The sequence below is a fragment of the Pseudomonas sp. F007 genome (genome assembly GCF_057814275.1).
In genome coordinates this window covers 157,179-182,453 of sequence record NZ_JBVATA010000002.1, presented here as the reverse complement: position 1 = coordinate 182,453, position 25,275 = coordinate 157,179, and the positions used below count along the sequence as shown (strand labels likewise).

Sequence of the window (25,275 nt, the reverse complement as noted above, 5' to 3'; positions counted from 1 at the left end):
ATAATTGGGTTAGCCATAAGTAAAGACTTATAGTTAAACCATCGACTACCGGCCGGAGCCTCTATCAGATGCGTAAGTCATTGATGCGTATGACATTACGTCAGCTTCAGATCTTTAACGAGGTCTGCGATTTGCGTTCCTACAGTCGCGCAGCTGAAGAAATGTCTCTCACTCAGCCGGCCGTCAGCCTACAAATTCGTCAGCTTGAAGAGCTGATTGGTCAACCTTTGTTCGATTATGTCGGCAAAAAGCTCTACATGACCGAGGCCGCTGAAGCGTTACAGCGAGCCAGTCGAGACATTTTCGGCCGCCTGGAAAACCTCGATATGCAGCTGTCCGACATGCAAGGATCGCTGCAGGGACAACTGAAACTGGCGGTGGAATCCAGCGCCAAATACTTCGTCCCCCACCTGTTCGCCGCCTTCAAGCGCCAGCACCCGGAAGTCAATCTGCAACTGACGGTGGTCAACCGTGGACAGGTGATCCGCCGCCTTTCCGATAACCGCGATGACCTGGTGATCATGTCCATGGTGCCCCAGGACATGGGCCTGGAGTTCCTGCCCTTCCTCAATAACCCGATTGTCGCCGTAGCCCCACCGGATCACCCGCTGTGCCACATGGGGCCATTGCGTCTGCAGGATCTGGAGCCTTATACCTTGCTGCTGCGCGAGCCCGGTTCGGGCACGCGGCTGGCCTGCGAAGAGTATTTCAAGGAAAAGCGCGTGCACTTCAACCAGACCCAGGAGGTCTCGTCGGCCGAAGCGCAGCGTGAATGCGTGGCGGCGGGTCTGGGCGTGGCGCTGTTGACGCGGCACGCCCTGAACCTGGAGTTGGCGACTGGCGGACTCAAAGAGCTGCCCGTCGAAGAGCTGCCATTGTTTCGCAGTTGGTGCCTGGTGCAGGCCAAGGCCAAACGGCTGTCACCGGTAGCGCATGCGTTTCTGGGCTTTATCCGCAGCGAACGGGTGCAGATCAGCGCGCTGGTTGAGCGCTTCGCCGGGAAGTTGCCGATGCCGCCTGCCAGTAGTTGAGTTCAAGACTGTCGGGAAAATCACCGATTTCAGCGAGAAGTTGCCGCTGTTCGCAACGATCTTCAATCGCCCGGCGAAAGGCCATGCGGCGCTGGTCTTCCTGCTGACGGCGGGTTTTGACAGCGCTGTTGCGTTCTTCGTAGGGCTGAACCATTTCGAGTCTCCCAAGGCGAGTACGGGAGTTTCACGATAGGGCTCGAGGATGACGGTTTGGCGGCGCGGTGGTTACAGACAGATGAATGTTAACCGGGCTCAATCATCCAGTGCTTTCACCGATTTGGGCGACAAGCGCAGGCTGCGAAGGCTGCGTTTGACGCTCTTGAGGTGGTTGACCAGGCTCGGGCCGCGGGCCATGGCTACGCCCATTGCCAGCACATCGATCACCACCAGGTGGGCGATCCGCGAGGTCAAGGGGGTGTAGATTTCAGTGTCTTCATGCACATCGATTGCCAGATTGACCGTCGACAGCTCAGCCAAGGGTGTTTGGCTCGGACACAGAGTGATCAGGGACGCGCCGCTTTCACGCACCAGGTTGGCGGTGATCAGCAAGTCCTTGGAGCGACCCGACTGGGAGATACAGATCGCCACGTCGCTGGGCTTGAGCGTCACCGCCGACATCGCCTGCATATGCGGGTCGGAATAGGCTGCGGCCGTCAGCAGCAAACGGAAGAATTTATGCTGGGCATCCGCCGCCACGGCGCCAGAGGCACCAAAACCGTAGAACTCGACACGCTGGGCCTGGGACATCAGGGATACAGCCCGCTGCAGCTCCACCGGATCGAGCTTCTCGCGAACCTCCATCAGCGTGTGCAGGGTGGTGTCGAAAATTTTCAGGCTGTAATCGGCGACCGAGTCGTCTTCATGAATGGCGAACTGCCCGAAGCTCGCGCCGGCGGCCAGGCTCTGGGCCAGCTTCAACTTCAAGTCCTGGAAACCGGAACAACCGATGGCGCGACAGAAGCGCACGATAGTCGGTTCGCTGATGCCAACGCTGTGGGCAAGATCGGCCATGGAACTGTGCATCACGGCCGCGGGGTCAAGCAGCACGTGATCGGCAACCTTGAGCTCCGATTTGCGTAACAGGTGGCGAGACTGGGCGATATGTTGCAACAGGTTCAAAGGGCAGGACTCGTCGGTAGGGGCTGGCGCCGGGGAGGTAGTACGCTTGTAGTTATACTACAAGAATCGGCTTTTTGCCTGCTCAATGCGTAACTGGATCCCTCGATTTCAGGTGCGATCAACCCATGTAGCACGGTTGGCCGGGTCACCGCGCCGTCAGCGGGCGGCTCACTGCCCCCGACGTTGGAAACCCGGCGTCCTGCATCAGCGATAAGTAAATACCGCAAACACCCGGCCATCCCGGATAACTTCAGGAAGCAGGAAGCAATTACACCTACTTCAAGGAGTTCTACCCATGACGATTCAAAGCAAAAACTGGACCGCACAAATTGACCGCATGCCCGGTACGGGTCCGACATTTCGCGTGTACGGCACGGTCACCGTTGCCCATCCCGGCATCACCCCCAAGCTGGTGCCGAGCCAGGTCCAAGACACCCCTTTTCTGCCGCTGGAACTGGTGCTGGAAGACAACAACGGGATTAACGTGCAAGTTTTAACCGATAAGTTCGTTGAGTATAAAGTGACGGGGGACTACCCCGTCAGTAACGTTGGCATTTTCTACAACGGCCAATTATTGCAATATATCGATGAAGTTTTAATTACCCAATAACCATCTGAATATATCCCAGCGCCCCTATTTCGGGCGTTGGCGCTTTAGCAACATCACAACCCAACGGTCCAGATGATATTCATCAAGCAGGACGCAATAACTAATACCCAAGGAGTATCACAAGATGAATTTTACAACCAAAGACTGGGTAGCCAGTATTGAAGGCATGCCCGTCGCCCCCTCAACGTTCAGCGTCAGCGGCGTTATCGTCTTTCCGGACTCTGGCTACATCCCAAGACTGATTCTAAGCGTTCATCAAGATCGCTCCCCCAACATTAGGCTCGATCTTACTGTAGAGCTCAGTGCGGGAGGCGCATTGACAGTTGTCACTGAAAAGCCCGTCCAATATAACGCCCAAGGCATCAATGCCTCCAGTGTAGATATCTACTATGAAGGCAAACTTCTGCACCGCGTCGAAAATATAATTAAAGTCTGCTGAGTTCGCGGACACTTGGCGGCTATCGGCAATAGCAGTCAAGTGTCCTTCACATGATCAATCATTAGCCTGAGCTCGCAGTAAAGCCGCCAAGTGCTGAGCATTTACTGGTCGACTGATCAGATAACCCTGCACCTCGTCGCAACGGCAACCTTCCAGGAACTCAAGTTGTTCCTGACGTTCAACACCTTCGGCCACCACTTTCAGCGACAATCCATGGGCCATTGCGATGATAGCCCGGGTAATTGCCGCATCTTCGCTGCTTTCCCCCAGGCCGCGAATAAACGCCTGGTCAATCTTCACGTAGTCCACCGGGATGCGCTTGAGGTAGCTCAGCGACGAGTAACCGGTACCAAAATCGTCGATAGCCAACTTCACCCCCAGATCTCGCAATTGGCGGAAAGTGGTGATGATGTGTTCAACGCTGTCGAGCAACTGACTCTCGGTCAGCTCCAACTCCAGATAGTGTGGGGCCAGGCCGGTTTCCTCGAGGACCTGACGCACCAGACTGACCAACTTGCCCTGTCGCAGTTGATGCACCGACAGATTGACCGACACCCGGATCGGCTCCAGCCCCTGGCGCTGCCACTCACAGGCTTGTCGGCAAGCCTGGCGCAGCACGAATTCGCCAATCGCGCCGATCAGCCCGGTTTCCTCCGCCAGGCCAATGAACTCCCCCGGCGGCACTCGTCCCATCGTTGGGTGATCCCAGCGCACCAGCGCCTCCGCGGCATTCAAGCGACCTGTCGCCAGGCACAGCTTGGGCTGGTAGTAGACGTTGAGTTGCTGTTCCTCGATCGCCTTGCGCAGTTGGTTCTCCAACTGCAACCGCTCTAGGGTACTGGCCTGGAGGCTGTCGGTGTAAAACTGGAAGTTGTTGCCGCCCAGATGTTTGGCGTGCTGCATGGCCATGTTCGACTGGCTGACCAGCGTCGAAATCTGCCGCGCGTTATCCGGCAGCATGCTGATGCCCATCGACGCGCTCACCACCAGCTCATGGCCTTCAATGGTCAAGGGTACACGCAGCTTGTTCGCCAACCGCGTCGCCACCCGCGCCAGACTCGACAAACTGCCGTAGGCATCGAACAGCACCGCGAATTCATCGCTGGACAGGCGAGCAATGGTGTCGGCTTCCGGCAGCGCATTGACCAGGCGCCGGGCGATTTTTTGCAGCAGTTGGTCGGCGACGTCATGGCCGAGGCTGTCGTTGAGTAATTTGAAGCGGTCGAGATTGATATGCAGCAATGCCAGGCTACGTCCCCCCGACTGCACGCGCTGATGGGCCTCGTGCAGACGCTCGCGGAACAAGGAGCGATTGGCCAGGCCCGTCAGGTCGTCATAGTGCGTCAGGTAGCGCATGCGCTCTTCGGCTGCGCGACGGGCGGAAAGATCGGCGAAGAAGCCCACGATATGACTGACATTTCCCCGAGTATCGCGCACCACACTCAGCTGCAGCCATTGCGGATACAGCTCGCCGTTCTTGCGCGCCTCAACCAGTTCACCCTGCCAGTGGCCGGAGTGCTCGAGGGCCTTCTGGATCGACGGGTAGTGCCGACGTGCGTCACGACTGCAAGGTAGCTCGACCACATCACGCCCCAGCAACTCCTGCGCCTGATAACCGGTGACCCGGCTGAACGCCTGGTTGACGGCAATCAGCCGGTAATCCGGGTCGAGAATCACGATGCCTTCGCTGGCCGCTTCAAACACCGTCGCCGCCAGCTGGCGCTGTTCTTCAAGATCCTTGCTGGCGCTGATGTCGCGACGTGTGCCGACCATGCGCAGCACCCGCCCTGCCGGGCTGCGTTGCACCGCGCGCCCGCGGTCCTCGATCCACACCCAATGCCCATCGCCATGGCGCACCCGGTATTCGATCTGGTAATCCTCGCTGCGCCCTTTCAAATGCTCCACCAACGCCCGGCGCAGTGGCGGCAAGTCTTCGGGGTGCAGGCGCGGGCGCAGATGGCTGGGCATCCCGGTGACCAGCGCCGGCTCGATGCCCAGCAGCTCCTTTAACTGGGTGTGATGCACTTCGTCGGTTTGCAGGTTCCAGTCCCACAGGCCCAGCTCACTGGCCTTGAGCGCCAGGGCCAGGCGCGCTTCACTTTTGCTCAAGGCCTGGTTGGCCGCGTCCAGTTCGAGGCTGCGCTGGGCCACGCGATGTTGCAGCTCCACCTGTGCCGCACGCAGTTGCTCTTCGGCCTGCCGGCGTTGCTCGACTTCCCGTGCCAGTGCCTGATTGAGCTGGTCGCTGTCACTTTGCGCCTGCTGCAAATGCTCGATCAGTGCCTGATTCTGAAAGCGCCGCAGCAAGCGCCCATGGATCAGGCGATTGACCTGCCAGGCCACCACACTCAAGGATCCCAACAGGATCAGCCCGAGCCAGCCCCAACCCTGCTGGTGCCCGTCACCCCCCCAGAACAGGTAGCCGATGGCCGGCAGCAGACAGGGCAAGGTGAACGACAGGAAGGCTGGCAAACTCACCGCATAGGCGACGCTGGCCGAAAGCGTGGCGGCGCCGATCAACCCGAACACCCAGGCCTGCTGCAGGAAACTGTCGGTGGGCGCAAGGGCAATGCCGGCCGCCGCCAGGGTCAAGCCACTGATGGCCGAGCCCAGCAGAAACATGCGCCGCCAGATCGGTTGGGCCTGACGGCTGGGAATCGCCGAATCGAAGGCTGCGACCTGGATCACGCGCAATGCCACCAGCAACAGCAGCCATACCAGCCAGGCGCTGACCAACCAATAACGTGGCGGGCTCCAGAGCAGGCCGGCGCAGACCAGGCCGTTGAGCAACATGAACAGGGTCGGCAGCAGCGACCCCTGGTAAAGCAGACGCGTGCGCTCGACGGCCATCTCCATGGCGTATTGCTTGCGGATAACCTGCGGTTCCACAAAGGAGCCCGACAGGCCGGAGCTGAGGGTCATAGGCAAGGTTCTTGTTCTTATAAGAGGTGGGCTCGCTGGCCCGAAATATCATCGGAGCATACACAAGCAATTGCCCTGACCAAACTGTTGTAGCGCATAAAAATCCCGCTACCCGATGGGCTGCAGAACCCACTGAAAACCGCAGGGGCACAGCCTGTCAGGGCTGGCGACAAATGACTGGCCGGTCGCCCAGGGCAATTCTTTCATCGGTTTATGCAAAGCTCGGTTTGCCCGGTTTGACGCGGCACCCTAGAATGCCCCGATGCGCGATGATCTCTCCCTTTTGCTGAACTCCCTCAACGATGCTCAACGGCAGGCCGTAGCGGCCTCCGTCGGTCGTCAGTTGGTCCTGGCCGGTGCTGGCTCCGGTAAAACCCGAGTGCTGGTGCACCGTATCGCCTGGTTGATCCAGGTCGAAAACGCCTCGCCCCACTCCATCCTGTCGGTGACCTTCACCAACAAGGCCGCTGCCGAGATGCGTCATCGCATCGAGCAGTTGATGGGTATCAACCCGGCCGGCATGTGGGTGGGCACCTTCCACGGCCTGGCGCACCGCCTGTTGCGGGCACACTGGCAGGAAGCCGGCCTGAGCCAGACCTTCCAGATTCTCGACAGCGACGACCAGCAACGCCTGGTCAAGCGGGTGATCCGCGAGCTGGGCCTGGACGAACAGCGCTGGCCCGCTCGCCAGGCCCAGTGGTTCATCAATGGCCAGAAAGACGAAGGCCTGCGTCCGCAGCACATCCAGGCCAGCGGCGACCTGTTCCTGGGCACCATGCGCAGCATCTACGAAGCCTATGAGGCCGCGTGCCTGCGCGCCGGCGTCATCGACTTCTCCGAACTGCTGTTGCGCGCACTCGATCTGTGGCGCGACCACCCGGGCCTGCTGGCGCACTACCAGAAACGCTTCCGCCATGTGCTGGTGGACGAGTTCCAGGACACCAACGCCGTGCAGTACGCCTGGTTGCGCCTGTTGGCCAAGGGCGGCGACAGCCTGATGGTGGTGGGTGATGACGACCAGTCGATCTACGGCTGGCGCGGCGCAAAAATCGAAAACATCCATCAGTATTCCGCCGACTTCCCCGACGCCGAAGTGATTCGCCTGGAACAGAACTACCGTTCCACCGCCGGGATCCTCAAGGCGGCGAACGCCTTGATCGCCAACAACACCGGGCGCCTGGGCAAAGAGCTGTGGACCGACGGTGGTGACGGCGAAGCCATCAACCTTTACGCGGCGTTCAACGAACACGATGAAGCGCGTTATGTGGTTGAAACCATCGAAAGTGCGCTGAAAACCGGCATGGCTCGCAGCGATATCGCGATTCTGTACCGCTCCAACGCCCAATCGCGGGTATTGGAAGAAGCCCTGCTGCGCGAGCGCATTCCGTATCGCATCTATGGCGGTCAGCGCTTCTTCGAACGTGCTGAAATCAAGAACGCCATGGCCTACCTGCGCTTGCTTGAAGGTCGCGGCAATGACGCGGCACTCGAGCGGGTGATCAACGTGCCAGCTCGCGGCATTGGCGAAAAAACCGTCGAGGCAATTCGCGACCACGCCCGCCACAGTGATGTGTCGATGTGGGAAGCCATGCGCCAACTGGTCGCCAATAAAGGCCTGACAGGTCGTGCCGCCGGTGCCCTGGGCGCGTTCATCGAGTTGATCGAGAACCTGGCGGCAAAAACCGCCGAGATGCCCCTTCACCTGATGACCCAGACGGTCATCGAGCAGTCCGGCCTGATCGCCTACCACGAGGCGGAAAAAGGCGAAAAAGGCCAGGCACGGGTAGAAAACCTTGAAGAGCTGGTCAGCGCCGCGCGCAACTTCGAAAACAGCGAAGAAGACGAGGACCTGACGCCGCTGGCCGCATTTCTCGGCCATGCCTCCCTGGAAGCCGGTGACACCCAGGCCGACGAGCACGAAGACAGCATCCAACTGATGACCTTGCACAGCGCCAAGGGCCTGGAATTCCCCTACGTGTTCCTGGTGGGCATGGAAGAAGGCCTGTTTCCGCACAAGATGAGCCTGGAAGAGCCCGGCCGCCTTGAAGAGGAACGTCGCCTGGCGTATGTCGGCATCACCCGCGCCATGCAGAACCTGGTGATGACCTATGCTGAAACTCGACGCCTGTACGGCAGCGAAACCTACAACAAGGTGTCGCGTTTCGTTCGCGAGGTGCCGAAGGGCCTGATCCAGGAAGTGCGTCTGTCCAACAGTGTCAGTCGACCTTTCGGCGGCCAGAAGCAGAGCACCAGCAGCATGTTCGCCGGCGCGGAAATCCCGGAAACCGCTTTCAGCCTGGGCCAGCAAGTGCAACATGCCGTCTTCGGCGAAGGGGTGATCCTCAACTTCGAAGGCTCCGGTGCACAGGCGCGCGTACAAGTGAACTTCAGCGAAGGCAGCAAGTGGCTGATGCTCGGCTACGCCAAGCTTGAGGCCATCTAAACCAGCACTTGAACGGACCACGGACATCATCGACATGGGCTCGGGTTTCTTTTCCTCCTGGACATTCTGGGCCCTGATGTCAGCGGTGTTCGCCGCCCTGACGGCGATTTTCGCCAAGGTCGGCATCGAAAACGTCAACTCCGACTTCGCGACGCTGCTGCGCACGGTCGTGGTCCTGGTGAGCCTGGCCTTGATTTTGTACGCAACAGGCCAATATCAATCCCTGGGGTCGATCTCCGGCAAAAGCTACCTGTTCCTGCTGCTGTCGGGGCTGGCGACCGGCGCCTCGTGGATATGCTACTTCCGCGCACTCAAACTCGGCCCGGCTTCACTGGTCGCACCGGTGGACAAGCTCAGCGTGGTGCTGGTGGCAGTGCTCGGCGTAATCCTGCTGGGGGAGAAACTCGACCTGCGGCAATGGGGCGGAATCGGCCTGATCACGGCAGGCGTGGTGGTGTTGGCACTGCGACGCTAGGCGACTTTCCCACTGAACCAATCGGCGCGTCCTACAGACAAAAGTACATAGCCTTACACGAACCAACTGAGCTGAACGCAGCCTGTCAGGCAAAAGCCCGAAACACTCTGTTGCTAGCCAGTAACACTTCACCTGTGCAACATGGCGCGCGTGCCATCCACAAATGGGAATTCCCTTTATGAAACGTTTTCTTAGCATCGCCATGGCGTTGTGCATCGGCCTGACGATGAGCCTGGACGCCAACGCCAAGCGCTTTGGTGGCGGCAAAAGCTCCGGCGCTGCGCCGTCGCACCAGACCAGCCAAATGGCTCCTTCCTCTCCAGGCATGGGCGGCGCCGCTGCGACCGCCGGTGCTGCCGGTGCCGCTGGCGCTGCCGCCAAGGCCGGCGGTGCTTCGCGCTGGCTCGGCCCTCTGGCCGGTATTGCTGCCGGTGGCCTGCTGGCCTCCATGTTCATGGGCGACGGCTTCCAGGGCATGCAGATCTTCGACATGCTGATCATGGCGGTCATCGCCTTCGTGATCTTCCGCTTCATCGCTTCGCGTCGCCGCAAGCAACAGGAGCAACTGGCACCGGCCGGTCACGCACCCATGCAGCGTGAGGCCTTCGAGCCGAAGCCTGCCATGGGCTCGATCTTCGGTGGCTCGGCTGCACCGGCTGCCGCTCGTCCGGTAATCAACGCGCCGGCCTGGTTCAATGAGCAACGTTTCATCGAAGCCGCGCGCAACCACTTCCAGTCCCTGCAACAGCACTGGGACGCCAACGAAATGGACAAGATCGCCGAGTTCGTGACCCCACAACTGCTGGAGTTCCTCAAGCGCGAACGTGCCGACCTGGGTGACGGCTTCCAGTCGACCTACATCGACAACCTGACCGTGCAACTGGACGGCGTGGACGATCGCGCAGACAAGACCATCGCCACCCTGACCTTCAGCGGCGTGTCGAAGACCTCGCGTTTCGACCAGGGCGAAGTGTTCAGCGAAAGCTGGAACATGGAACGTCCGCAAGGCGAGAACCAGCCTTGGCTGGTCGCCGGTATCCGCCAGAACGGCTGATACCTCGCGGTTTCGCATGCAGTAAAAAAAACCCCAGCCTCGGCTGGGGTTTTCTATTTCGCGGTTGCATCTATAGCAAGCTACTGTATAAACCGCCCCAACCAAACCGCGCCATTGAGCAAGAGGATCCCGGACGTGGAAGAAATCATCGAACAACTGCGAGAAGCCAACGAACCGGTACCGGTGCCCTTGGAGCTGCCTGACGAAGACCTGCTGGTGGAAATCGAAGAACAACTGTTCATCGACATCCCGTTTGTCTTCAGGGAATTCCTGCTGACCGTCAGCGATGTGGTCTACGGCAGCCTGGAGCCGGTGACCGTCACCGACCCACAATCCCACACCTACCTGCCGGACGTGGCCGCCAACGCCTGGGATGCCGGCGTGGACCGCAGCCTGATCCCGATCTGCCAGGACGGTGACGATTACTACTGCGTCGAGGAAGACGGCACCGTGGTGCTGTGGTCGGCCGAAGAAGAGCTGGTCACCGAGGAAACCTGGGAATCGGTCTGGCACTGGGCGCGGGACGTCTGGCTGGAAAGCTGACGGACGCGCCCTCGGCTGGATCAGTGCCCGGATGGCTCCTTGTGGTTATCCAGGGTTTCCAGCAGGGCCACCTGCATCCGCGTATGTACGCGGATGAACCAGCGCCAGAGCAGTGCCGCCACGCCGGCAGTGACCACGGCAATCAGCAGCAGCAACTTGTTGGTCGGCAGAATACTGGCCGACAAGGCTGCCAGCAGCAGGAAAATCACCAGCAGCGAGAGGATCGGGATCACTTCGGCGATCACCCGGCGCACGCGCTGCGTGTGACGACCAGCCATCTCCGGCTTGACGCCCATCTCTGCCAGCAGCATCGACAGCGCCTTGAGCTTGCGATAAGCGGCAATCAGGAACGGCAGCGACACCAGCAACGCCCCACCCCAGATCAACGCTTTCTGCCAGCTCGGATCACTGATCCAGTCTTGCAGGTAGGCAGACATACGCTCGGCAAAGAACGCTCCCGAGAAGAAGATCGCCACCACCAGCGCCAGGTTGACCCCGACCTGCAGCAGAATCCGTCGAATCATCGAGGCCAGCATCGCGCCTTCACCCTGCGGCTGAATACTGCGCAGCCATTCGCCGTACATGCCCAAGACACGGCCCAGTCGGGTCGGAATTACCTTGGCGAGCTTGAGTGACAGCGGGTCGGCGGCGCGGATCAGGTACGGGGTCAGCAACGTGGTGATCACCGAGACCGCCACGGCCACCGGGTAGAGGAAGTTGCTGGTGACCTGCAGGGTCATGCCCAGTGCCGCGATGATGAAGGAGAATTCGCCAATCTGTGACAGCCCCATGCCGACTCGCAGCGAGGTGCGCCCATCGTTGCCGGCAATGAATGCCCCCAGGCCGCACGAGAGCATTTTCCCCAGCACCACTGCCACAGTGATCACGGCAATCGGCCAGGCGTACTGCAACAGAATCATCGGGTCGAGCATCAGGCCGATGGCAACGAAGAAGATCGCACTGAACAGGTCGCGAACCGGTTCGATCAAGCGCTCGATTTTCAGCAATTGCCGGGATTCGGCCATGATTGCGCCAATCAGGAATGCCCCCAACACCATGCTGTACTCCAGCTTGACCACCAGCAGGCAGAAACCGAAACACAGGCCCAGCACGGTGATCAGCAGCATTTCATTGCTTTCGAATTTGGCCACGTAGGCCAACAGGCGGGGCACCAGCAGGATACCCACCACCAGGGCGACGATCATGAACAGCGACAGCTTGCCGACGGTGGAGAACACTTCGCCGGAACTCACGGTGCCACTGACGGCGATGCTCGACAGCAAGGCAATGATGCCGATCCCCAGAATGTCTTCGACGATCAGCACGCCAAAAATCAGCTGGGCGAAGCGCTCGTTCTTCATTTTCAGGTCATTCAGGGCCTTGACGATGATGGTGGTCGAGGAGATCGCCAGGATCGCCCCGAGGAACAGCGAGTCCATGGTGTTCCAATCGAACCAGCGGCCGATTTCGTAGCCGATCCAGATCATCAGCACGATTTCCAGGAACGCCGCGATAAAGGCCGTGGCGCCGACCTTGAACAGCTTGCGCAGGCTGAACTCCAGGCCGAGGCAGAACATCAGGAAAATCACCCCCAGTTCGGCCAGGGTCTTGATCGTCTCTTCGTCGTGAATCAGCCCGAACGGAGGAGTGTGCGGGCCGATGATGAAGCCGGCGACGATATAGCCGAGGACCACCGGTTGCTTGAAACGATGAAACAACACCGTCACCACCCCGGCCACCAACATGATCACTGCCAAATCCTGAATGAAACTGATGGCATGCATGGCGAAGGCTCCTTGAGGTGGGGGGTACGGGTGGCGGCATCCGATCAACGGGCACCAGAAAGGGCCGGGCGAAGGGGCTTTTGCAGGGTAACACCGCGACTTCCGGCAGAAACGCGGTGCAATATATGGAAACAGATGGATACAAGCGTGACGACCGCGCCGGGCGCGGCGTCCCGTAAAGGATGGTTTGAAAAACTGATCAAGTGCCCGCAGAGGCGCTCCCTGAATTGCTGCCTACCACCGTGAGTGAGCTATGGAACCCGGAAACGCCCAGCTGTCGATGACCGTCCTGATGACCCCCGACATGGCCAACTTCTCTGGCAATGTTCACGGCGGCACCCTGCTCAAATACCTCGACGAAGTGGCCTATGCCTGCGCCAGCCGTTATGCCGGCCGCTACGTGGTGACCCTGTCGGTGGATCAGGTGATTTTCCGTGAGCCGATTCATGTCGGCGAACTGGTGACGTTCCTGGCGTCGGTCAACTACACCGGCAACACGTCGATGGAAGTCGGCATCAAGGTGGTCACCGAAAACATCCGCGAGCGCTCGGTGCGTCACACCAACAGCTGCTTCTTCACCATGGTCTCGCTCGACGATGAGCGCAAACCGGCCCCCGTCCCGCCACTGCAGCCGCAGAACAGCGAGGACCGCCGCCGCTTCATCCAGGGCAAGCAGCGCCGGCAGATCCGCCAGGAAATGGAAAAACGCTACCAGGAACTCAAGGCCGACGTCTGAGGCGCGAGCGTCAGAGGCTGATTGCCGTCGCCTCGAATTTCACCCGCGGGTGAGCGATGCGATCCTGGGCCCGCACCAGTTGCAGTTCGTAACTGGCGCAGGCCTGGGTTTCCAGCAGCACTTCGTGCACTGCCGCGGCGGCGAATTCGAAGGCCGCCACCAGACTGTCGCCCAACAGTACGCGGGCGAGGAACAGGCCTGACGTCAGGTCACCAACGCCCACCGGCTGCCGCGGGAAGGCCAGCAACGGCCGACGCAGGTGCCAGCTGCCTTCGGCGGTCACCAGCAGCATCTCGAAACCATCCGGCAACTTGCCGGGATAGTCCAGGTGTTTGACCAGCACCGCCTTCGGGCCACGGGCCAGCAGCGCCCGGGCCATGGCCAGGCAATCGAACAACGACTGCGGCTTGCGCCCGGAAAAACTGTCCAGCTCCAATTGATTCGGGCACATGAAATCGGCCACCGACGCTGCTTCGTTGAGCAGGAAGTCGCTGACTTCAGGCGGCACGATGCAGCCTTTTTCCGCATGCCCCATCACCGGATCGCAAAGGTACAGGGCATGCGGATTGACCGCCTTGATCCGTGCCACGCCACTGAGGATCGCCCGCCCCTGGGCGGCACTGCCCAGGTAACCCGACAGCACCGCGTCGCAGTTGCCCAGTTCGCCAATCGCCGCAATGCCCTCGACCAACGCGGGAATCTGCTGCGGCGCCAGCACTTCGCCTGCCCATTGGCCGTACTGGGTGTGGTTGGAAAACTGCACCGTGTTCAACGGCCAGACGTTCACCCCGACCCGCTGCATCGGGAAAACCGCGGCGCTGTTGCCGGCATGACCGAAAACCACGTGGGACTGGATGGCGAGCAGATGAGGTGTACGTTTCATGCGGGATTTCCGTAAAACGATTGAAATTCGAGCCGCGCAGTATGCGACTAAACGTAGCCTGTACGACAGGCCAATGTCGCAGTTAAGCTGCGGCTAATTAGTTGGAGTGTCGTTGATGCTGACCCTGGGAAACATCTTTGTCCTGATGCTGCTGGCCACCGGCGCGGCGTGGCTGTGGCACAACCACGGCTTGCGTGAGCGGGCGCTGGAGCGGGTCAAGCGGCACTGCGCGAAACTCGATATCGAATTGCTCGACGGTAACGTCGCGCTGAAGAAAATCGGGATTGTCCGGGATGCCAGCGGGCGCCGGCGCCTGGCGCGGATCTACAACTTCGAGTTCACTGTGACCGGCGAAACTCGGCATGCGGGGACCATCACCCAATTCGGCGCCCACAGCGCGCAGATCGAATTGGCACCCTACCCGATTCCCCATGAAGAGAAACCCGAGGTGCACAGCGCCGAGGTCATCGAGTTGAGCCAATGGCGCCAGGATCACAGCAAGTGGCGTCAGTGACGGCAGCGCGCAAACTGCTCCTGTAGTCGATCGATCGGCTGTGGCGCCGCGAAAATCAATTCCAGGCGTGAATCCTGACGCCATTCACTGGGCTGCCACTGCACGTCGGCGTTATCCAGCGCATTGACCGAAACCCAACCTTCCGGGCTGTGGATAACTGCTTTGGCCCGGCGCCAGTCCAGCGATTGCAGCCAGGCCTGCAGCCGCTGCCGATCAAACACCTGGCTCGGATGCCAGCGCCAACCGATGCTCCAGCTACCTTCCTGCGCCTGACTCAGGCAGATCGGCAACCGCGGATCGGTCCAGACCCTGGGCATCTGCGCAGCGGCCGTCGGCAGGTTATCCACAGGCGCGGCAAGTTGCTGCTCAATCCCCGGCAGCTCGCTCAATGACAACTGTCCATGCTCGGTCCATACCAGCGGTTTAGCTGGCAACCGGGCGATGATCCGTTGTCGATCCTGCTCATCGAGGCCCGGCGCCTTGTTCAATAGCAACAACCCCGCATCCAGCAGTGCCTCTTGCTGAGCGCTCGGCAAAGGTCTATCGGCAGCCAGGGCCTGCGCATCGAGCACCAGCACACTCGGCTGGATCGCCAGCACCCCTTGCCAGGGCGCCGCGTTCAGTTGCTTGAGTAATTGCGCGGGATGGCCAAGACCCGAGGGTTCGATGAACAGGCGATCGGGCCGGGACTTGCGCAGCAGCCGACCGAGGCCGATCTGAAAGGGCGCACCGTTGACGCAACACAGGCAGCCGCCGGCGACTTCCCCCAGGGCAATGCCATCGGCGGCGCAGGTCAGCAGTGCGGCGTCGATGCCAATCTGCCCAAACTCGTTGATCAATACGGCCCAGCGCTCATGGGCGGGTCGTTGCGCAAGCAGATGTTTGATCAAGCTGGTCTTGCCAGCCCCGAGGGGGCCAGCGATCAGATGGGTGGGAATGTTGTGCAGCGGACTGGGCGATTTCACGGCGGATCAACGGGTCATGGACAGAGGCGATCAATATGCCTGAGCCACGGCGCATGCACTATCACCACCGGGCTCAGGCCAGCCAGTCGAGGGTCAGGATCAAACGGCGTGCACCGGGTGCCAGTTGCGGGGAACGATGGATCAAGCCCGATCCTTCGTTACCCCGCCACTTCTCACCCTTGAGCATCGCCACCTCGCCACCGAGCATTTGTTGATAGCCCTCGGGCTCGACGTGCGCCTGACCCAGTTGCTCACGCCCCATGGCGTCCTCGTGCAGCCACTGGCTGCCGACCCCGGCGTAGGTAGTAATCAGCCGGACGGGGACGTGGTCGACGTGAAAGCGTGGACACATGGCCTTGTCCAGCGTGCGCACCCGCACCCCAATGCGCCGCGCCCCCAGCAGACAAGCAAAGGCGCTGATCAGCCAGGACACATCGGCAATGAAGCCTTCATACCCCTCAAGATCACTGAAGTTGGCCGCCAACCCACCAAGATTCACCGGCGCTTCATCGTTCGCCAACTCCACCACCAGCGATTCCGCCAACGGCTGCTGCAACGACAGCAACAGCGCCGCGAAATCAGCGATATGCAGCGGTAACTGGCGCTGCCAGAGGGTCAGGTTGATGTCGTCTTCGAGTATCCGGGCGAACACCTCGGGAGTTGAGCCGAGTACTTGCCGGGGCGCTCGCATCAGGCGGCCTCCTCGTCGAACCAGGGGCCAAAAGGATCGGCCAGCAAGCGCCAACCCTCGATGCCCAGCGCCATCTCGTCGTCGCTCAGCAGGCAGGCCTCTAGCTCGCAGGTGAGCAAGGCAAAGTCGATGTTCTGGCCGATAAACACCAGTTCCTGGCGGCAATCTCCGGTGTCTGCCGTCCAGTGCTGCATGATCGCCGCAGTACTTTCCTGATCATCAGGCCACTGATTCTTCGGCACAAACCGCCACCAGCGCCCGGCAAAGCCATGACGCATCAAGCCGCCGGCCTGCGACCAGCTACCGGCATCCTGGTGCTTGCTGGCCAGCCAGAAAAACCCTTTGGAGCGCAGCAGCTTGCCGTTGACCCAGGGACGATTGATGAAGTCGAAGAAGCGCTGCGGATGAAACGGCCGACGGGCTCGGTACGCACTCGACGCAATGCCGTACTCAGTGGTTTCCGGTACATGCTCGCCGCGCAGTTCCTGCAGCCAGCCCGGCGCCTGTGCGGCTTTTTCGAAATCGAAGCGACCGGTGTTGAGGATCTGCTTGAGCGGCACAGCGCCCATGACTATGGGAAGGATCTGCGCCTCGGCGTTCAAGACCCGGAGGATCGCCATCAACTCCTCGCGTTCGGCGCTGCTGATCAAATCGATCTTGCTGATCAGCAGTACATCGGCGAATTCGATCTGCTCGATCAGCAAATCCGTGATCGAACGCTCGTCATCCTCACCCAGGGTTTCACCGCGAGACGCGAGGCTTTGCGCCGCCTGGTAATCGAGCAGGAAATTCAAGCCGTCGACCACCGTGACCATGGTGTCGAGCCGTGCGATGTCCGCCAGGCTCTGGCCCGTTTCGTCGCGAAAGGTGAACGTCTCCGCCACCGGCAGTGGCTCGGAAATGCCGGTGGACTCGATCAGCAGATAATCGAAGCGGCCGTCACGGGCCAGTGCGCTGACCTCCTCCAGCAAATCCTCGCGCAGGGTGCAGCAAATGCAGCCGTTGCTCATTTCCACGAGCTTTTCCTGGGCGCGGTTGAGGGTGACATCGCGCTGCACCTCGCCGCCGTCGATGTTGATTTCACTCATGTCGTTGACGATCACCGCCACTCGCAGGTTCTCGCGGTTACGCAGGACATGGTTGAGCAGCGTGCTTTTGCCAGCGCCGAGAAAACCGGACAGCACAGTAACGGGGAGACGATTGGGCATCAGGTGTTCCTCAACGGGGTGACAATCGGCGGAATCGTAAATGTTATAGTATAACAATACAAATAAACCAGCCCCCCTCTTGCCGCCCACGACGAAGAACGTAATCCTGCGTGAGTCCCTACTGTGAGAATTCCATGCGCATCGCCTTGAAATGCACGCTTCTCGGACTGTCGTTGATGGTCATGACTGACGCCTGGGCTCAACTGCCAAGCCTGGCGACCTGCACCCGCAGCGCCACGCTGCTGGCCTGTGTCGACCCCGAAGGCAATGCCTATAGCGTGGCCACGGCCGGCAGCACCACCTACATGCGCGGCTACGAACAGCTCGGCAAACGCTACTGGGCGCAGACCAGCAGTCGCTACGGCCAACTGACCTTCTTCACCGGCCTGGCCTCCGACGGCGAAGCCTGGGTCGGCTACAGCCGGCGCGTTGGCTGGACCACCCTCAATCGTTTCTCCAGCTCGGGAGGCTCGAGCGCCAAATTCACCTGCAATCGCTTGACCGGCTGCTGAGGCAAATTTCATAAGTGTCGGAAAAAGCTGTCGCTGAAACAATTGTTATTATATAACATCTCATCAAATTCAAATAACGGACCTGTTCATGAATGCGCTGACTCTGCCGGACATCGCAGCCCAGGCTTCACGCCAATCCTTGCCTCTCGAATGGGTGGGTATGTGTGGGATTGCGGTCCCGGTGCTATTTGACGGCCAGCGCCTGAGTGCCACCGCTGACGCGGGTGTCAGCCTGGATAATGGCGAAGCCCGTGGCATCCACATGTCGCGGCTGTACCTGGCGCTGGAAATGTTCGAGTACGAACCGCTGAGTCCCGCGCTGCTACGCCGGGTACTGCAGCGATTCCTGGATAGTCATGAAGACTTATCCACCACCGCACATTTGCGAATTCACAGCGCCTTGTTGCTCAAACGTCCGGCCTTGGTCAGTCCGTTGGCGGGATGGAAAAGTTATCCACTGACCCTGGAAGCGCGTCTGCAAGGTTCAGTGTTCCACGTGGAACTGAAATTCGACGTCACTTACTCGTCCACCTGCCCATGCTCAGCCGCACTGGCCCGGCAATTGATTCAAGAGCAATTTGTCGATGACTTCGGCAACCAGTCCTCCCTGCACCCCGCAGACGTACTCGCATGGTTGGGTTCGGCCAATGGCATCAGCGCCACACCTCATAGTCAGCGCAGCACTGCCCACCTGAGCTTGCGTCTGGACGACACCCTGGATGAGCTGCCGTTGATTGCCGCCATCAATGCCGCAGAAGCCGCGCTGGGTACCGCTGTGCAAACCGCCGTCAAACGCGCAGATGAACAGGCCTTTGCCTTGGCCAATGGGCAGAACCTGATGTTCTGCGAAGATGCGGCTCGACGCCTGCACCTGGCGCTAAAACGCTTTCCCGGACTCTGCGGGTTTGACCTGCGGGTAGTCCACGCTGAAAGCCTGCACGCCCATGACGCCGTGGCCGAAAGTCGTTGGACGAGGGATGCCGCATGATCCGCAAGAATCCTTCCGGCGATTTGCCAGTCATTGCCGAATCCGCCTACGTCGATAAAACCGCCATCATTTGCGGCAAGGTGGTGATCGGCGAAAACGTATTTGTCGGCCCCTATGCGGTGATCCGCGCCGATGAAGTCGATACGTCGGGCAGCATGCAGCCGATCATCATTGGCGCCAACTCGAACATTCAGGACGGCGTGGTCATCCACTCCAAATCCGGTGCTGCGGTGACCATTGGCGAGTTCAGTTCGATCGCGCATCGCTCCATCGTTCACGGCCCCTGCACGGTCGGCAATCGGGTGTTCATCGGCTTCAACAGCGTGCTGTTCAACTGCGTCGTGAGCGACGGCTGTGTGGTCCGGCATAACTCGGTAGTCGACGGCCGGGATCTGCCGCCGGCCTTTTACGTGCCCTCCACCACGCGGATCGGGCCGGCTACCGATTTATCCCAATTCCCGCCGGTCAGCGTCAGTGCCTCGGAGTTCTCCGAAGATGTGGCACGGACCAACGTCGATCTGGTTCGCGGCTATAAAGCCCTGCAGAACGAGTTCTGAGCATGAACAGTGTGCTGATTCGCAACGCGCGGCTGGTCAACGAGGGACAGCAATTCGACGCGGATCTGCTGGTGGATCATGGCCGGATCGTAAAGATCGCCAGCAGCATCCACGGCGAAAATGCGGCGGTGGAAATCGACGCGAATGGACAATGGCTGCTGCCAGGGATGATCGATGACCAGGTGCACTTTCGTGAGCCGGGCGCGCCAGAAAAAGGCAGTTTCTACACGGAATCGCGGGCGGCCGTGGTGGGTGGCATCACCAGTTTCATGGACATGCCCAACACCCTGCCCGCAACCTTGACGCTGGCCGCATTGGCCGACAAAAAACACCGCGCGGCACTCAATTCGGTAGCCAACTATGGCTTCCACTTCGGGGTCAGCAACGACAACCTGGATACCGTCGCGGCGCTCAACCCGAGTGCCGTGGCCGGTGTCAAAGTGTTCATGGGCGCCTCCACCGGGAACATGCTGGTGGATGATCCGAGGGTACTGGAGCGTCTATTTGCCGAAGTGCCAACCCTGCTCCTGGCGCATTGCGAGCACACACCGAGCATTCAGGCTAACCAGCGGCGTTTCGCCGAACGCTATGGCGACAACATTCCAGCCAGCGCGCACCCCCTGATTCGCGATGCGAAGGCATGCTTTCGCTCCTCATCGCTGGCAGTGGAATTGGCCAAGCGCTTTGGCACCCGCTTGCACGTCCTGCACCTGACCACCGCGCAGGAGCTGAGCCTGTTCGAAGACAAACCCCTGGCCCAGAAACACATTACGGCCGAGGTGCCTCCATCATCTGTTGTTCGATGATCGTGACTATCAGCACCTGGGCAACCTGATCAAATGCAATCCGGCGATCAAGACCCAGGTCGATCGTGATGCCCTGCGACGGGCACTGCTGAGCAATCGCCTGGACGTTATCGGCACTGATCATGCCCCGCATACCTGGGTCGAGAAGCAGCGCCCCTACCCGCAGGCTCCCGCTGGTCTACCCTTGGTACAACATGCCCTGCCCGCGTTACTGGAACTGGTGGCCGACGACTTGCTGCCATTGACCACGCTGGTCGCCAAGACCAGCCATCGCGTCGCCGACCTGTTCGCCATTCCCGATCGCGGATATCTGCGCGAAGGCTACTGGGCCGACCTGGTGTTGATTCGCCCAGAGCCCGACGGCCGGGCGGTATCCCGCCAGCCGATTCTGGCGCAATGTGGCTGGACGCCCTTTGCCGAGCGGCGGTTTCGCCATAGCGTAGTGACCACTTTAGTATCGGGTCAGATCGCCTGGCACGCCGAAAGTCTTAATGACAGTTGCAAGGGTTTGCCTTTACGGTTCAACCGTTGAGTCCGGTTCACCGGGGGATCGCTATGCTCCAGATCACACTGCCAGACGGCACGCTGCGTGAGTTCGACCAACCCCTCTCGGTTTCCGAGCTGGCGTCGAGTATTGGCCTGGGCCTGGCCAGGGCCGCGGTGGCAGGGCGGGTCAATGGCAGCCTGGTGGATTGCGCCTTCGTCATCCGCCACAACGCCCGCGTCGGGATTGTCACCGCGCGCGAACCCGAAGGCCTGGAGATCCTGCGACGCTCCTGCGCCCTCCTGCTGGCCATGGCGATCAAGCAACTGCACGCGCGCGCCAGCATCCTCGCCGGCTCAGTGGTCGGCGACGGTTTTTACTGCGAGTTCTCCCACACCCGCGCCTTGCACCCTGATGATCTGCGCCTGATCGAAGCGCGGATGTATGCCCTGGCGTTGGCCAATCACTCCATCCGCCACGTCCTGGCGTTGTATCAGCTGGCGCAATGCGCCACGGTCGGCCTCGGTCCCCATGCCCCCTCCACCAGTGTGCTGCGCGCCTTCAGCCTGGCGCATGTGAATGGCAGTGCACGGCAAAGGATCTACGGGGTGTGCTGGACCGATCAGCAAGAGCTCGACGCATGGCGAGCACCGCAGCAGGCGATGGTGGTCAGCGTCGATGAACGCCAGATCGAATACACCCAGTCAGTCACCGACGCCCTGCGCCGAGCCGGGGTGCGGGCCAATTCCGATGTACGCAACGAGAAAATTGCCGACAAGATCCGTCAGCACCGCTCACAGGCGGTGCCGTATCTATTGGTGGTGGGCGAACGGGAAGCGGCCGGCGACTTCGTCAGTCTGCGCAGCGGCGAGGGTGAGGATTTGGGCCAGATGAACATCGCCGCAGCCTGCGAGCGATTGCGTGAAAACACGCTCGCTCGCGAGGGCGCAGCCCCCTGAGTGCGGACGTCAGGCGCGCGGCTTGACCGTGCCGCAATCCTGCCCCAGCCATACGGCACGGGTGTCCATACTGCCCGCTTGCTGGATACCGGTGGCATTGAAGGTGCCATTGACCGAGGCATTGAATTCTCGGTCGCTGAGGAAGGTGGCGACGCCCGTGCCCTGGGCTTTCGGGCAACTGAAGCGGAACTTCCACTGGTTGCCGGTGCGGTCGGTGATCTCTTGCTTGCAGCCCGATTGCGGGTCTTGCAGCGGGATGTCGTCAGTCTTCACCTGCTCGGGGGTCAGGCACACCCGAATGCCCTTGCCGCCCATGTTGATGCCCTGCTTCTCCAGCGCGGCTTTCTGCGCCGGCGTGATCTGATTGCCCAATTGGCTGAGGATCAATTGCAGGTCAGGCAGGTTCTGGTTGTCGACCTTCATGTTGCTTGAGGTCAATTCCCACAACCCCGGTTGCAGCATCTGCGCCTGCGCCGCCACAGGAACCGACAAGCCAACAGCCATGAGCCAACCCAGCAGACGTACGTTCATCAAAAAACTCCCAGTCAGTAATGGCCGTTAGACGTCGCCAATCTACTTCGGTTGCATGGCGAATTAAATAGCGACATTGCGCCTGGAACATGGTCTGTTAAGCATTGAATTCTCCGGAGCAAGGTTGCCCCATGGATTTTTTCGGACCCCACCTTTTCGCCTACCTGATCGCGCTCATTCATTCCCTGGGCTCGATTGCGGCCATCCATGCCGTCCTGACCGTGCGAACCGCCCAAGGCTCGATCGCCTGGGCATTGTCGCTGGTGTTTATTCCCTACCTGACCCTGATCCCGTACCTGGTGTTTGGCCGCAGCACCTTCGATGCTTACATCAAGGCGCGGCGCCAGGCCAACGAGCAAATGCGCAAGGCCATCGCCGACCTGAACTGGCGGCCCTGGGTCGAAGAAGCCCTGACCGCCCGCGCCTCCGCCGCCTACGCCTCGCTACGGGCCATGCCCAGGTTGGGACGCATGCCTTGCCTGGCGAACAATCAGGTGCGGCTGTTGATCAACGGCCACGCCACCTTTGACGCCATCTTCAAGGCCATCGAGCAGGCGCGCGAAGCCGTACTGATTCAGTTCTTCATTGTCCATGACGACCAACTCGGCCGCCGCCTGCAAAGCCTGCTGCTGGAAAAAGCTGCGCAAGGCGTTGCGGTGTATCTGCTCTACGACCGTATTGGCAGCCACTCCCTGCCCCACAGCTACGTGCAGACCCTGCGCGACGCCGGGGTGCAGGTCAAAGCCTTCGCCACTCGCAGTGGCTGGCTCAACCGTTTCCAGGTCAACTTTCGCAACCATCGCAAGATAGTGGTGGTCGACGGCCTGCAGGGTTTTGTCGGCGGGCATAACGTCGGCGACGAGTACATGGGCGCCAAGGCCCCGTTGTCGCCATGGCGCGATACCCACGTGGCGGTCAGCGGGCCGGTGGTGGCGTGCATGCAGGAGTCGTTCGCCGAAGACTGGTTCTGGGCCGCACGGGCGTTGCCTCCACTGATCCTGCCGCAGAGCTATCCCGATGACGGCGTGCTCTGCCAACTGCTGGCCAGCGGCCCGGCCGATCCCTATGAAACCTGCTCGCTGTTTTTCGTCGAGGCCATCCACGCGGCGACCGACCGCGTCTGGATTACCAGCCCCTACTTCGTCCCCGACGAAGCGGTGTTCGCCGCCCTGCGCCTGGCCGTGCTGCGCGGCGTCGATGTGCGCCTGTTGCTGCCGTCGCGCCCGGATCACCGCATCGTCTACGCGGCCTCCAGCCTCTACGCCTTCGAAGCGGTGCGCGCCGGCGTGCGGGTATTCCGTTATCAGCCGGGCTTCCTGCACCAGAAGGTGGTGTTGATCGACAACGAGATCAGCGCCATTGGCAGCGCCAACCTCGACAACCGTTCCTTCCGGCTCAACTTCGAAGTGATGCTGCTGACCGTGGACAGCGACTTCGCCGGCGAAGTGGCACAGATGCTGGAACAGGACTTTGCCCTGTCGCAGGAATTGAACAAAGACGCGGGCCGGGAAACCCACCGCCTGCAACAACTCGGCATGCGGGTGGCCCGGCTGATCTCGCCGATTCTCTAAGGGTGATAGATGTCGTCGCGGGTCCAGGGCAGCTCATGGCTACCATCGGCATGAGCCTTGACCGCAAGGATCTGGTGCAGATTGATCCAGCCCCGCGCAAAGGCGTAGGCGCAGCCCGCCAGGTACAAGCGCCAGATGCGCAGCGCTTGCTGCGGCACCTCTTTGGCCGCGGCGTCGAGGTTGTCCTCGAGGCGCTCGCTCCAATGATCCAGGGTGCGCGCGTAGTGCAGGCGCAGGCTTTCGACATCGACGATTTCCAGGCCCGCTTCACTGATCTCGGCGCAGATCATCGACAGATGAGGTAATTCGCCGTTGGGGAATACATAGCGCTCGATAAAATCACCGGCGCCGCGCCCCACCGGACGTCCGTCGATCGATTTGGCGGTAATCCCATGATTCATTACCAGCCCGCCTTCGCGTACCGCGCCGAACAGCGTCCGGCAGTATTCGGCGAGGTTGGCGTGGCCGACGTGCTCGAACATGCCGACACTCACCACCTTGTCGAAGCGGCCATCCTGCGGCAGGTCGCGATAATCGAGCAGCTGCAACTCGACCAGATCCTGCAACCCCTCCTCGTTCACCCGCTCCCGCGCCAGAGCCAGCTGTTCCTTGCTCAAGGTAATGCCGAACACCTTGACCCCAAACTCGCGCGCGGCATAGCGCGACAGCCCGCCCCAACCGCAGCCGACGTCCAGCAGGTACTCGCCCGGTTGCAGACGCAACTTGCGGCACAGGTGACGGAATTTGGCCTGCTGCGCCTGCTCGAGGGTTTCGCTGCCGGTCTCGAAATAGGCACAGGAATAGGCCATGTCGCTGTCGAGCCATAGCTGATAGAAGGCATTGGACAGGTCGTAGTGATAGGAGATCGCCGCCGCGTCGGTGGCTTTGTCGTGGGCGATGCGTACCGGCTGCTGGTCATCGTCTTCATTGAGCAGCGCCTGGCTCCACTCGTCACACACCCGGATCACATCACTGATCGAACCTTCCAGCTCCAGCTTGCCTTCGACAAAGGCAGCGCCGAGCAGGTCGAGGCTGGGGTGGGTGAACTGCGAGACCATCTGCGGATCCTTGACCACGATGGTGACGCTGGGCGAAGGGCCCAGGTTGAACTCGTGGCCATCCCAGAGCCGCAAGCGCAGCGGTAGATGCAGGTTCTGCAAAGCCGGTGGAAGTTGAGCGAGCATGAAAACCCCCTGTTCCAGACGTCTGTCATGAGGGTAGACCATAGTAGAAAATTAGCAGGCTATCGAAATAATCGCCTTTTCCCATCGGTCATAGCGCCCACAACGCCTGCTCAGGCACGCCCTCACTGCGGTTGACTGTCAATTTTCGGCGCAGTTCGAATTATCACGACGGCTTGACTTTGAATCGGCGCAGTGCACATATTACGAGCATAATATTATCTGATCGCTACGTTTAATCTCCATCGCACACCGACACAGGAGTAATG

At 60.6% G+C, this 25,275-nt stretch carries 24 protein-coding genes and 1 pseudogene; 15 read left to right on the top strand and 10 right to left on the bottom strand.

From position 1 onward, the window contains the following. Positions 1-68 precede the first annotated feature (68 nt). Positions 69-1,031 (top strand): LysR family transcriptional regulator, encoded by a 963-nt coding sequence (locus ACZYR5_RS05030; RefSeq protein WP_489088903.1) that lies wholly within the window; start codon positions 69-71, stop codon positions 1,029-1,031. Here the strand turns inward: ACZYR5_RS05030 and ACZYR5_RS05025 are convergent. Both ACZYR5_RS05025 and hexR read right to left on the bottom strand, forming a co-directional pair. After that, complete coding sequence (locus tag ACZYR5_RS05025; RefSeq protein WP_489088904.1) at positions 973-1,185, bottom strand: PA3496 family putative envelope integrity protein; 213 nt, start codon at positions 1,183-1,185, stop codon at positions 973-975. The genes ACZYR5_RS05030 and ACZYR5_RS05025 overlap by 59 nt on opposite strands. Before the next feature lie 98 nt (positions 1,186-1,283). Continuing rightward, positions 1,284-2,150 (bottom strand): transcriptional regulator HexR, encoded by an 867-nt coding sequence (gene hexR / locus ACZYR5_RS05020; RefSeq protein WP_007896526.1) that lies wholly within the window; start codon positions 2,148-2,150, stop codon positions 1,284-1,286. Between the two features lie 295 nt (positions 2,151-2,445). On the opposite strand from hexR, the gene ACZYR5_RS05015 reads away from it, so the two are divergent. Beyond that, positions 2,446-2,760: a hypothetical protein gene (locus ACZYR5_RS05015; protein WP_489088905.1), complete on the top strand. Its 315-nt coding sequence runs from the start codon at positions 2,446-2,448 to the stop codon at positions 2,758-2,760. 124 nt (positions 2,761-2,884) lie between these two features. After that, entirely contained in the window at positions 2,885-3,199 is a 315-nt protein-coding gene (locus ACZYR5_RS05010; RefSeq protein WP_489088906.1) for a hypothetical protein, read from the top strand. A 54-nt stretch (positions 3,200-3,253) separates the two neighbouring features. Here ACZYR5_RS05010 and ACZYR5_RS05005 read toward each other — a convergent pair whose 3' ends face one another. Next, positions 3,254-6,121, bottom strand: a complete 2,868-nt coding sequence (locus ACZYR5_RS05005) for a putative bifunctional diguanylate cyclase/phosphodiesterase (protein WP_489088907.1) — start codon at positions 6,119-6,121, stop codon at positions 3,254-3,256. 262 nt (positions 6,122-6,383) lie between these two features. Between ACZYR5_RS05005 and uvrD the strand changes: the two genes are divergently transcribed. The 4 genes from uvrD to ACZYR5_RS04985 all read left to right on the top strand — a co-directional run bounded on the left by uvrD (position 6,384) and on the right by ACZYR5_RS04985 (position 10,636). Beyond that, complete coding sequence (uvrD, locus tag ACZYR5_RS05000; RefSeq protein ID WP_489088908.1) at positions 6,384-8,564, top strand: DNA helicase II; 2,181 nt, start codon at positions 6,384-6,386, stop codon at positions 8,562-8,564. A gap of 34 nt (positions 8,565-8,598) precedes the next feature. Continuing rightward, positions 8,599-9,039, top strand: a complete 441-nt coding sequence (locus ACZYR5_RS04995; protein ID WP_489088909.1) for an EamA family transporter — start codon at positions 8,599-8,601, stop codon at positions 9,037-9,039. Between the two features lie 178 nt (positions 9,040-9,217). Then, a complete protein-coding gene (locus ACZYR5_RS04990; protein ID WP_489088910.1) occupies positions 9,218-10,093 on the top strand; it encodes a Tim44 domain-containing protein in 876 nt (291 codons plus the stop codon). Between the two features lie 135 nt (positions 10,094-10,228). Beyond that, positions 10,229-10,636 (top strand): SMI1/KNR4 family protein, encoded by a 408-nt coding sequence (locus tag ACZYR5_RS04985; protein WP_014720555.1) that lies wholly within the window; start codon positions 10,229-10,231, stop codon positions 10,634-10,636. 20 nt (positions 10,637-10,656) lie between these two features. On the opposite strand, the gene ACZYR5_RS04980 is transcribed toward ACZYR5_RS04985, so the two are convergent. Then, positions 10,657-12,420, bottom strand: a complete 1,764-nt coding sequence (locus ACZYR5_RS04980; protein ID WP_489088911.1) for a cation:proton antiporter — start codon at positions 12,418-12,420, stop codon at positions 10,657-10,659. Positions 12,421-12,673: 253 nt separating this feature from the next. On the opposite strand from ACZYR5_RS04980, the gene ACZYR5_RS04975 reads away from it, so the two are divergent. Continuing rightward, positions 12,674-13,156, top strand: coding sequence for an acyl-CoA thioesterase (locus ACZYR5_RS04975; RefSeq protein ID WP_027616753.1), 483 nt, complete (start codon positions 12,674-12,676; stop codon positions 13,154-13,156). A gap of 10 nt (positions 13,157-13,166) precedes the next feature. Here ACZYR5_RS04975 and pdxY read toward each other — a convergent pair whose 3' ends face one another. Continuing rightward, on the bottom strand, positions 13,167-14,039 hold the full coding sequence (pdxY, locus tag ACZYR5_RS04970; RefSeq protein ID WP_489088912.1) for a pyridoxal kinase PdxY: 873 nt from the start codon (positions 14,037-14,039) through the stop codon (positions 13,167-13,169). A gap of 115 nt (positions 14,040-14,154) precedes the next feature. Here pdxY and ACZYR5_RS04965 point away from each other — a divergent pair, with 115 nt between their 5' ends. Further along, the gene (locus tag ACZYR5_RS04965; RefSeq protein ID WP_489088913.1) at positions 14,155-14,553 is read left to right on the top strand and encodes a DUF3301 domain-containing protein; all 399 of its coding nucleotides are present in this window, start codon (positions 14,155-14,157) and stop codon (positions 14,551-14,553) included. On the opposite strand, the gene ACZYR5_RS04960 is transcribed toward ACZYR5_RS04965, so the two are convergent. The 3 genes from ACZYR5_RS04960 to zigA form a co-directional block, all read right to left on the bottom strand. After that, the gene (locus tag ACZYR5_RS04960) at positions 14,547-15,518 is read right to left on the bottom strand and encodes a CobW family GTP-binding protein (RefSeq protein WP_489088914.1); all 972 of its coding nucleotides are present in this window, start codon (positions 15,516-15,518) and stop codon (positions 14,547-14,549) included. The two genes, ACZYR5_RS04965 and ACZYR5_RS04960, sit on opposite strands and share 7 nt — an antisense overlap. A 73-nt stretch (positions 15,519-15,591) precedes the next feature. Beyond that, complete coding sequence (locus tag ACZYR5_RS04955) at positions 15,592-16,209, bottom strand: DUF1826 domain-containing protein (RefSeq protein WP_489088915.1); 618 nt, start codon at positions 16,207-16,209, stop codon at positions 15,592-15,594. Continuing rightward, complete coding sequence (gene zigA, locus ACZYR5_RS04950) at positions 16,209-17,417, bottom strand: zinc metallochaperone GTPase ZigA (RefSeq protein ID WP_489088916.1); 1,209 nt, start codon at positions 17,415-17,417, stop codon at positions 16,209-16,211. Before zigA ends, ACZYR5_RS04955 begins: the two co-directional genes overlap by 1 nt. Before the next feature lie 134 nt (positions 17,418-17,551). Between zigA and ACZYR5_RS04945 the strand changes: the two genes are divergently transcribed. From ACZYR5_RS04945 to ACZYR5_RS04925, 5 genes and pseudogenes are all read left to right on the top strand, one after another. Continuing rightward, complete coding sequence (locus tag ACZYR5_RS04945; protein WP_489088917.1) at positions 17,552-17,929, top strand: glutamine synthetase; 378 nt, start codon at positions 17,552-17,554, stop codon at positions 17,927-17,929. Between the two features lie 88 nt (positions 17,930-18,017). After that, the gene (gene folE2, locus ACZYR5_RS04940) at positions 18,018-18,917 is read left to right on the top strand and encodes a GTP cyclohydrolase FolE2 (RefSeq protein ID WP_489088918.1); all 900 of its coding nucleotides are present in this window, start codon (positions 18,018-18,020) and stop codon (positions 18,915-18,917) included. Next, positions 18,914-19,474 (top strand): gamma carbonic anhydrase family protein, encoded by a 561-nt coding sequence (locus ACZYR5_RS04935; RefSeq protein ID WP_489088919.1) that lies wholly within the window; start codon positions 18,914-18,916, stop codon positions 19,472-19,474. Before folE2 ends, ACZYR5_RS04935 begins: the two co-directional genes overlap by 4 nt. Before the next feature lie 2 nt (positions 19,475-19,476). Then, positions 19,477-20,812, top strand: a pseudogene (locus ACZYR5_RS04930) (dihydroorotase). A 23-nt stretch (positions 20,813-20,835) separates the two neighbouring features. After that, entirely contained in the window at positions 20,836-21,723 is an 888-nt protein-coding gene (locus tag ACZYR5_RS04925; protein ID WP_489088920.1) for a His/Gly/Thr/Pro-type tRNA ligase C-terminal domain-containing protein, read from the top strand. Between the two features lie 9 nt (positions 21,724-21,732). Here the strand turns inward: ACZYR5_RS04925 and ACZYR5_RS04920 are convergent, their stop codons facing one another. Next, positions 21,733-22,254 carry a DUF3617 domain-containing protein gene (locus ACZYR5_RS04920; RefSeq protein WP_489088921.1) on the bottom strand — a complete coding sequence of 174 codons (522 nt, stop codon included), beginning with the start codon at positions 22,252-22,254 and terminating at the stop codon, positions 21,733-21,735. 131 nt (positions 22,255-22,385) lie between these two features. On the opposite strand from ACZYR5_RS04920, the gene cls reads away from it, so the two are divergent. Next, a complete protein-coding gene (gene cls / locus ACZYR5_RS04915) occupies positions 22,386-23,825 on the top strand; it encodes a cardiolipin synthase (RefSeq protein WP_489088922.1) in 1,440 nt (479 codons plus the stop codon). Here the strand turns inward: cls and cfaB are convergent. Further along, positions 23,822-25,009: a C17 cyclopropane fatty acid synthase CfaB gene (gene cfaB / locus ACZYR5_RS04910; protein WP_489088923.1), complete on the bottom strand. Its 1,188-nt coding sequence runs from the start codon at positions 25,007-25,009 to the stop codon at positions 23,822-23,824. The genes cls and cfaB overlap by 4 nt on opposite strands. Between the last annotated feature and the right edge of the window lie 266 nt (positions 25,010-25,275).

What these genes read in the sequence shown, in the direction of transcription:
- cls (WP_489088922.1), top strand. Translation starts at nt 22,386, where the DNA reads ATGGATTTTTTCGGACCCCACCTTTTCGCCTACCTGATCGCGCTCATT.
- ACZYR5_RS04945 (WP_489088917.1), top strand. Translation starts at nt 17,552, where the DNA reads ATGCGCATCGCCTTGAAATGCACGCTTCTCGGACTGTCGTTGATGGTC.
- ACZYR5_RS04955 (WP_489088915.1), bottom strand. Translation starts at nt 16,209, where the DNA reads ATGCGAGCGCCCCGGCAAGTACTCGGCTCAACTCCCGAGGTGTTCGCC.
- zigA (WP_489088916.1), bottom strand. Translation starts at nt 17,417, where the DNA reads ATGCCCAATCGTCTCCCCGTTACTGTGCTGTCCGGTTTTCTCGGCGCT.
- ACZYR5_RS05005 (WP_489088907.1), bottom strand. Translation starts at nt 6,121, where the DNA reads ATGACCCTCAGCTCCGGCCTGTCGGGCTCCTTTGTGGAACCGCAGGTT.
- ACZYR5_RS04975 (WP_027616753.1), top strand. Translation starts at nt 12,674, where the DNA reads ATGGAACCCGGAAACGCCCAGCTGTCGATGACCGTCCTGATGACCCCC.
- ACZYR5_RS04935 (WP_489088919.1), top strand. Translation starts at nt 18,914, where the DNA reads ATGATCCGCAAGAATCCTTCCGGCGATTTGCCAGTCATTGCCGAATCC.
- ACZYR5_RS04920 (WP_489088921.1), bottom strand. Translation starts at nt 22,254, where the DNA reads ATGAACGTACGTCTGCTGGGTTGGCTCATGGCTGTTGGCTTGTCGGTT.
- uvrD (WP_489088908.1), top strand. Translation starts at nt 6,384, where the DNA reads ATGCGCGATGATCTCTCCCTTTTGCTGAACTCCCTCAACGATGCTCAA.
- ACZYR5_RS05010 (WP_489088906.1), top strand. Translation starts at nt 2,885, where the DNA reads ATGAATTTTACAACCAAAGACTGGGTAGCCAGTATTGAAGGCATGCCC.
- ACZYR5_RS05025 (WP_489088904.1), bottom strand. Translation starts at nt 1,185, where the DNA reads ATGGTTCAGCCCTACGAAGAACGCAACAGCGCTGTCAAAACCCGCCGT.
- ACZYR5_RS04925 (WP_489088920.1), top strand. Translation starts at nt 20,836, where the DNA reads ATGCTCCAGATCACACTGCCAGACGGCACGCTGCGTGAGTTCGACCAA.
- ACZYR5_RS04995 (WP_489088909.1), top strand. Translation starts at nt 8,599, where the DNA reads ATGGGCTCGGGTTTCTTTTCCTCCTGGACATTCTGGGCCCTGATGTCA.
- cfaB (WP_489088923.1), bottom strand. Translation starts at nt 25,009, where the DNA reads ATGCTCGCTCAACTTCCACCGGCTTTGCAGAACCTGCATCTACCGCTG.
- ACZYR5_RS04980 (WP_489088911.1), bottom strand. Translation starts at nt 12,420, where the DNA reads ATGCATGCCATCAGTTTCATTCAGGATTTGGCAGTGATCATGTTGGTG.
- ACZYR5_RS04965 (WP_489088913.1), top strand. Translation starts at nt 14,155, where the DNA reads ATGCTGACCCTGGGAAACATCTTTGTCCTGATGCTGCTGGCCACCGGC.
- ACZYR5_RS04990 (WP_489088910.1), top strand. Translation starts at nt 9,218, where the DNA reads ATGAAACGTTTTCTTAGCATCGCCATGGCGTTGTGCATCGGCCTGACG.
- ACZYR5_RS05030 (WP_489088903.1), top strand. Translation starts at nt 69, where the DNA reads ATGCGTAAGTCATTGATGCGTATGACATTACGTCAGCTTCAGATCTTT.
- ACZYR5_RS05015 (WP_489088905.1), top strand. Translation starts at nt 2,446, where the DNA reads ATGACGATTCAAAGCAAAAACTGGACCGCACAAATTGACCGCATGCCC.
- pdxY (WP_489088912.1), bottom strand. Translation starts at nt 14,039, where the DNA reads ATGAAACGTACACCTCATCTGCTCGCCATCCAGTCCCACGTGGTTTTC.
- folE2 (WP_489088918.1), top strand. Translation starts at nt 18,018, where the DNA reads ATGAATGCGCTGACTCTGCCGGACATCGCAGCCCAGGCTTCACGCCAA.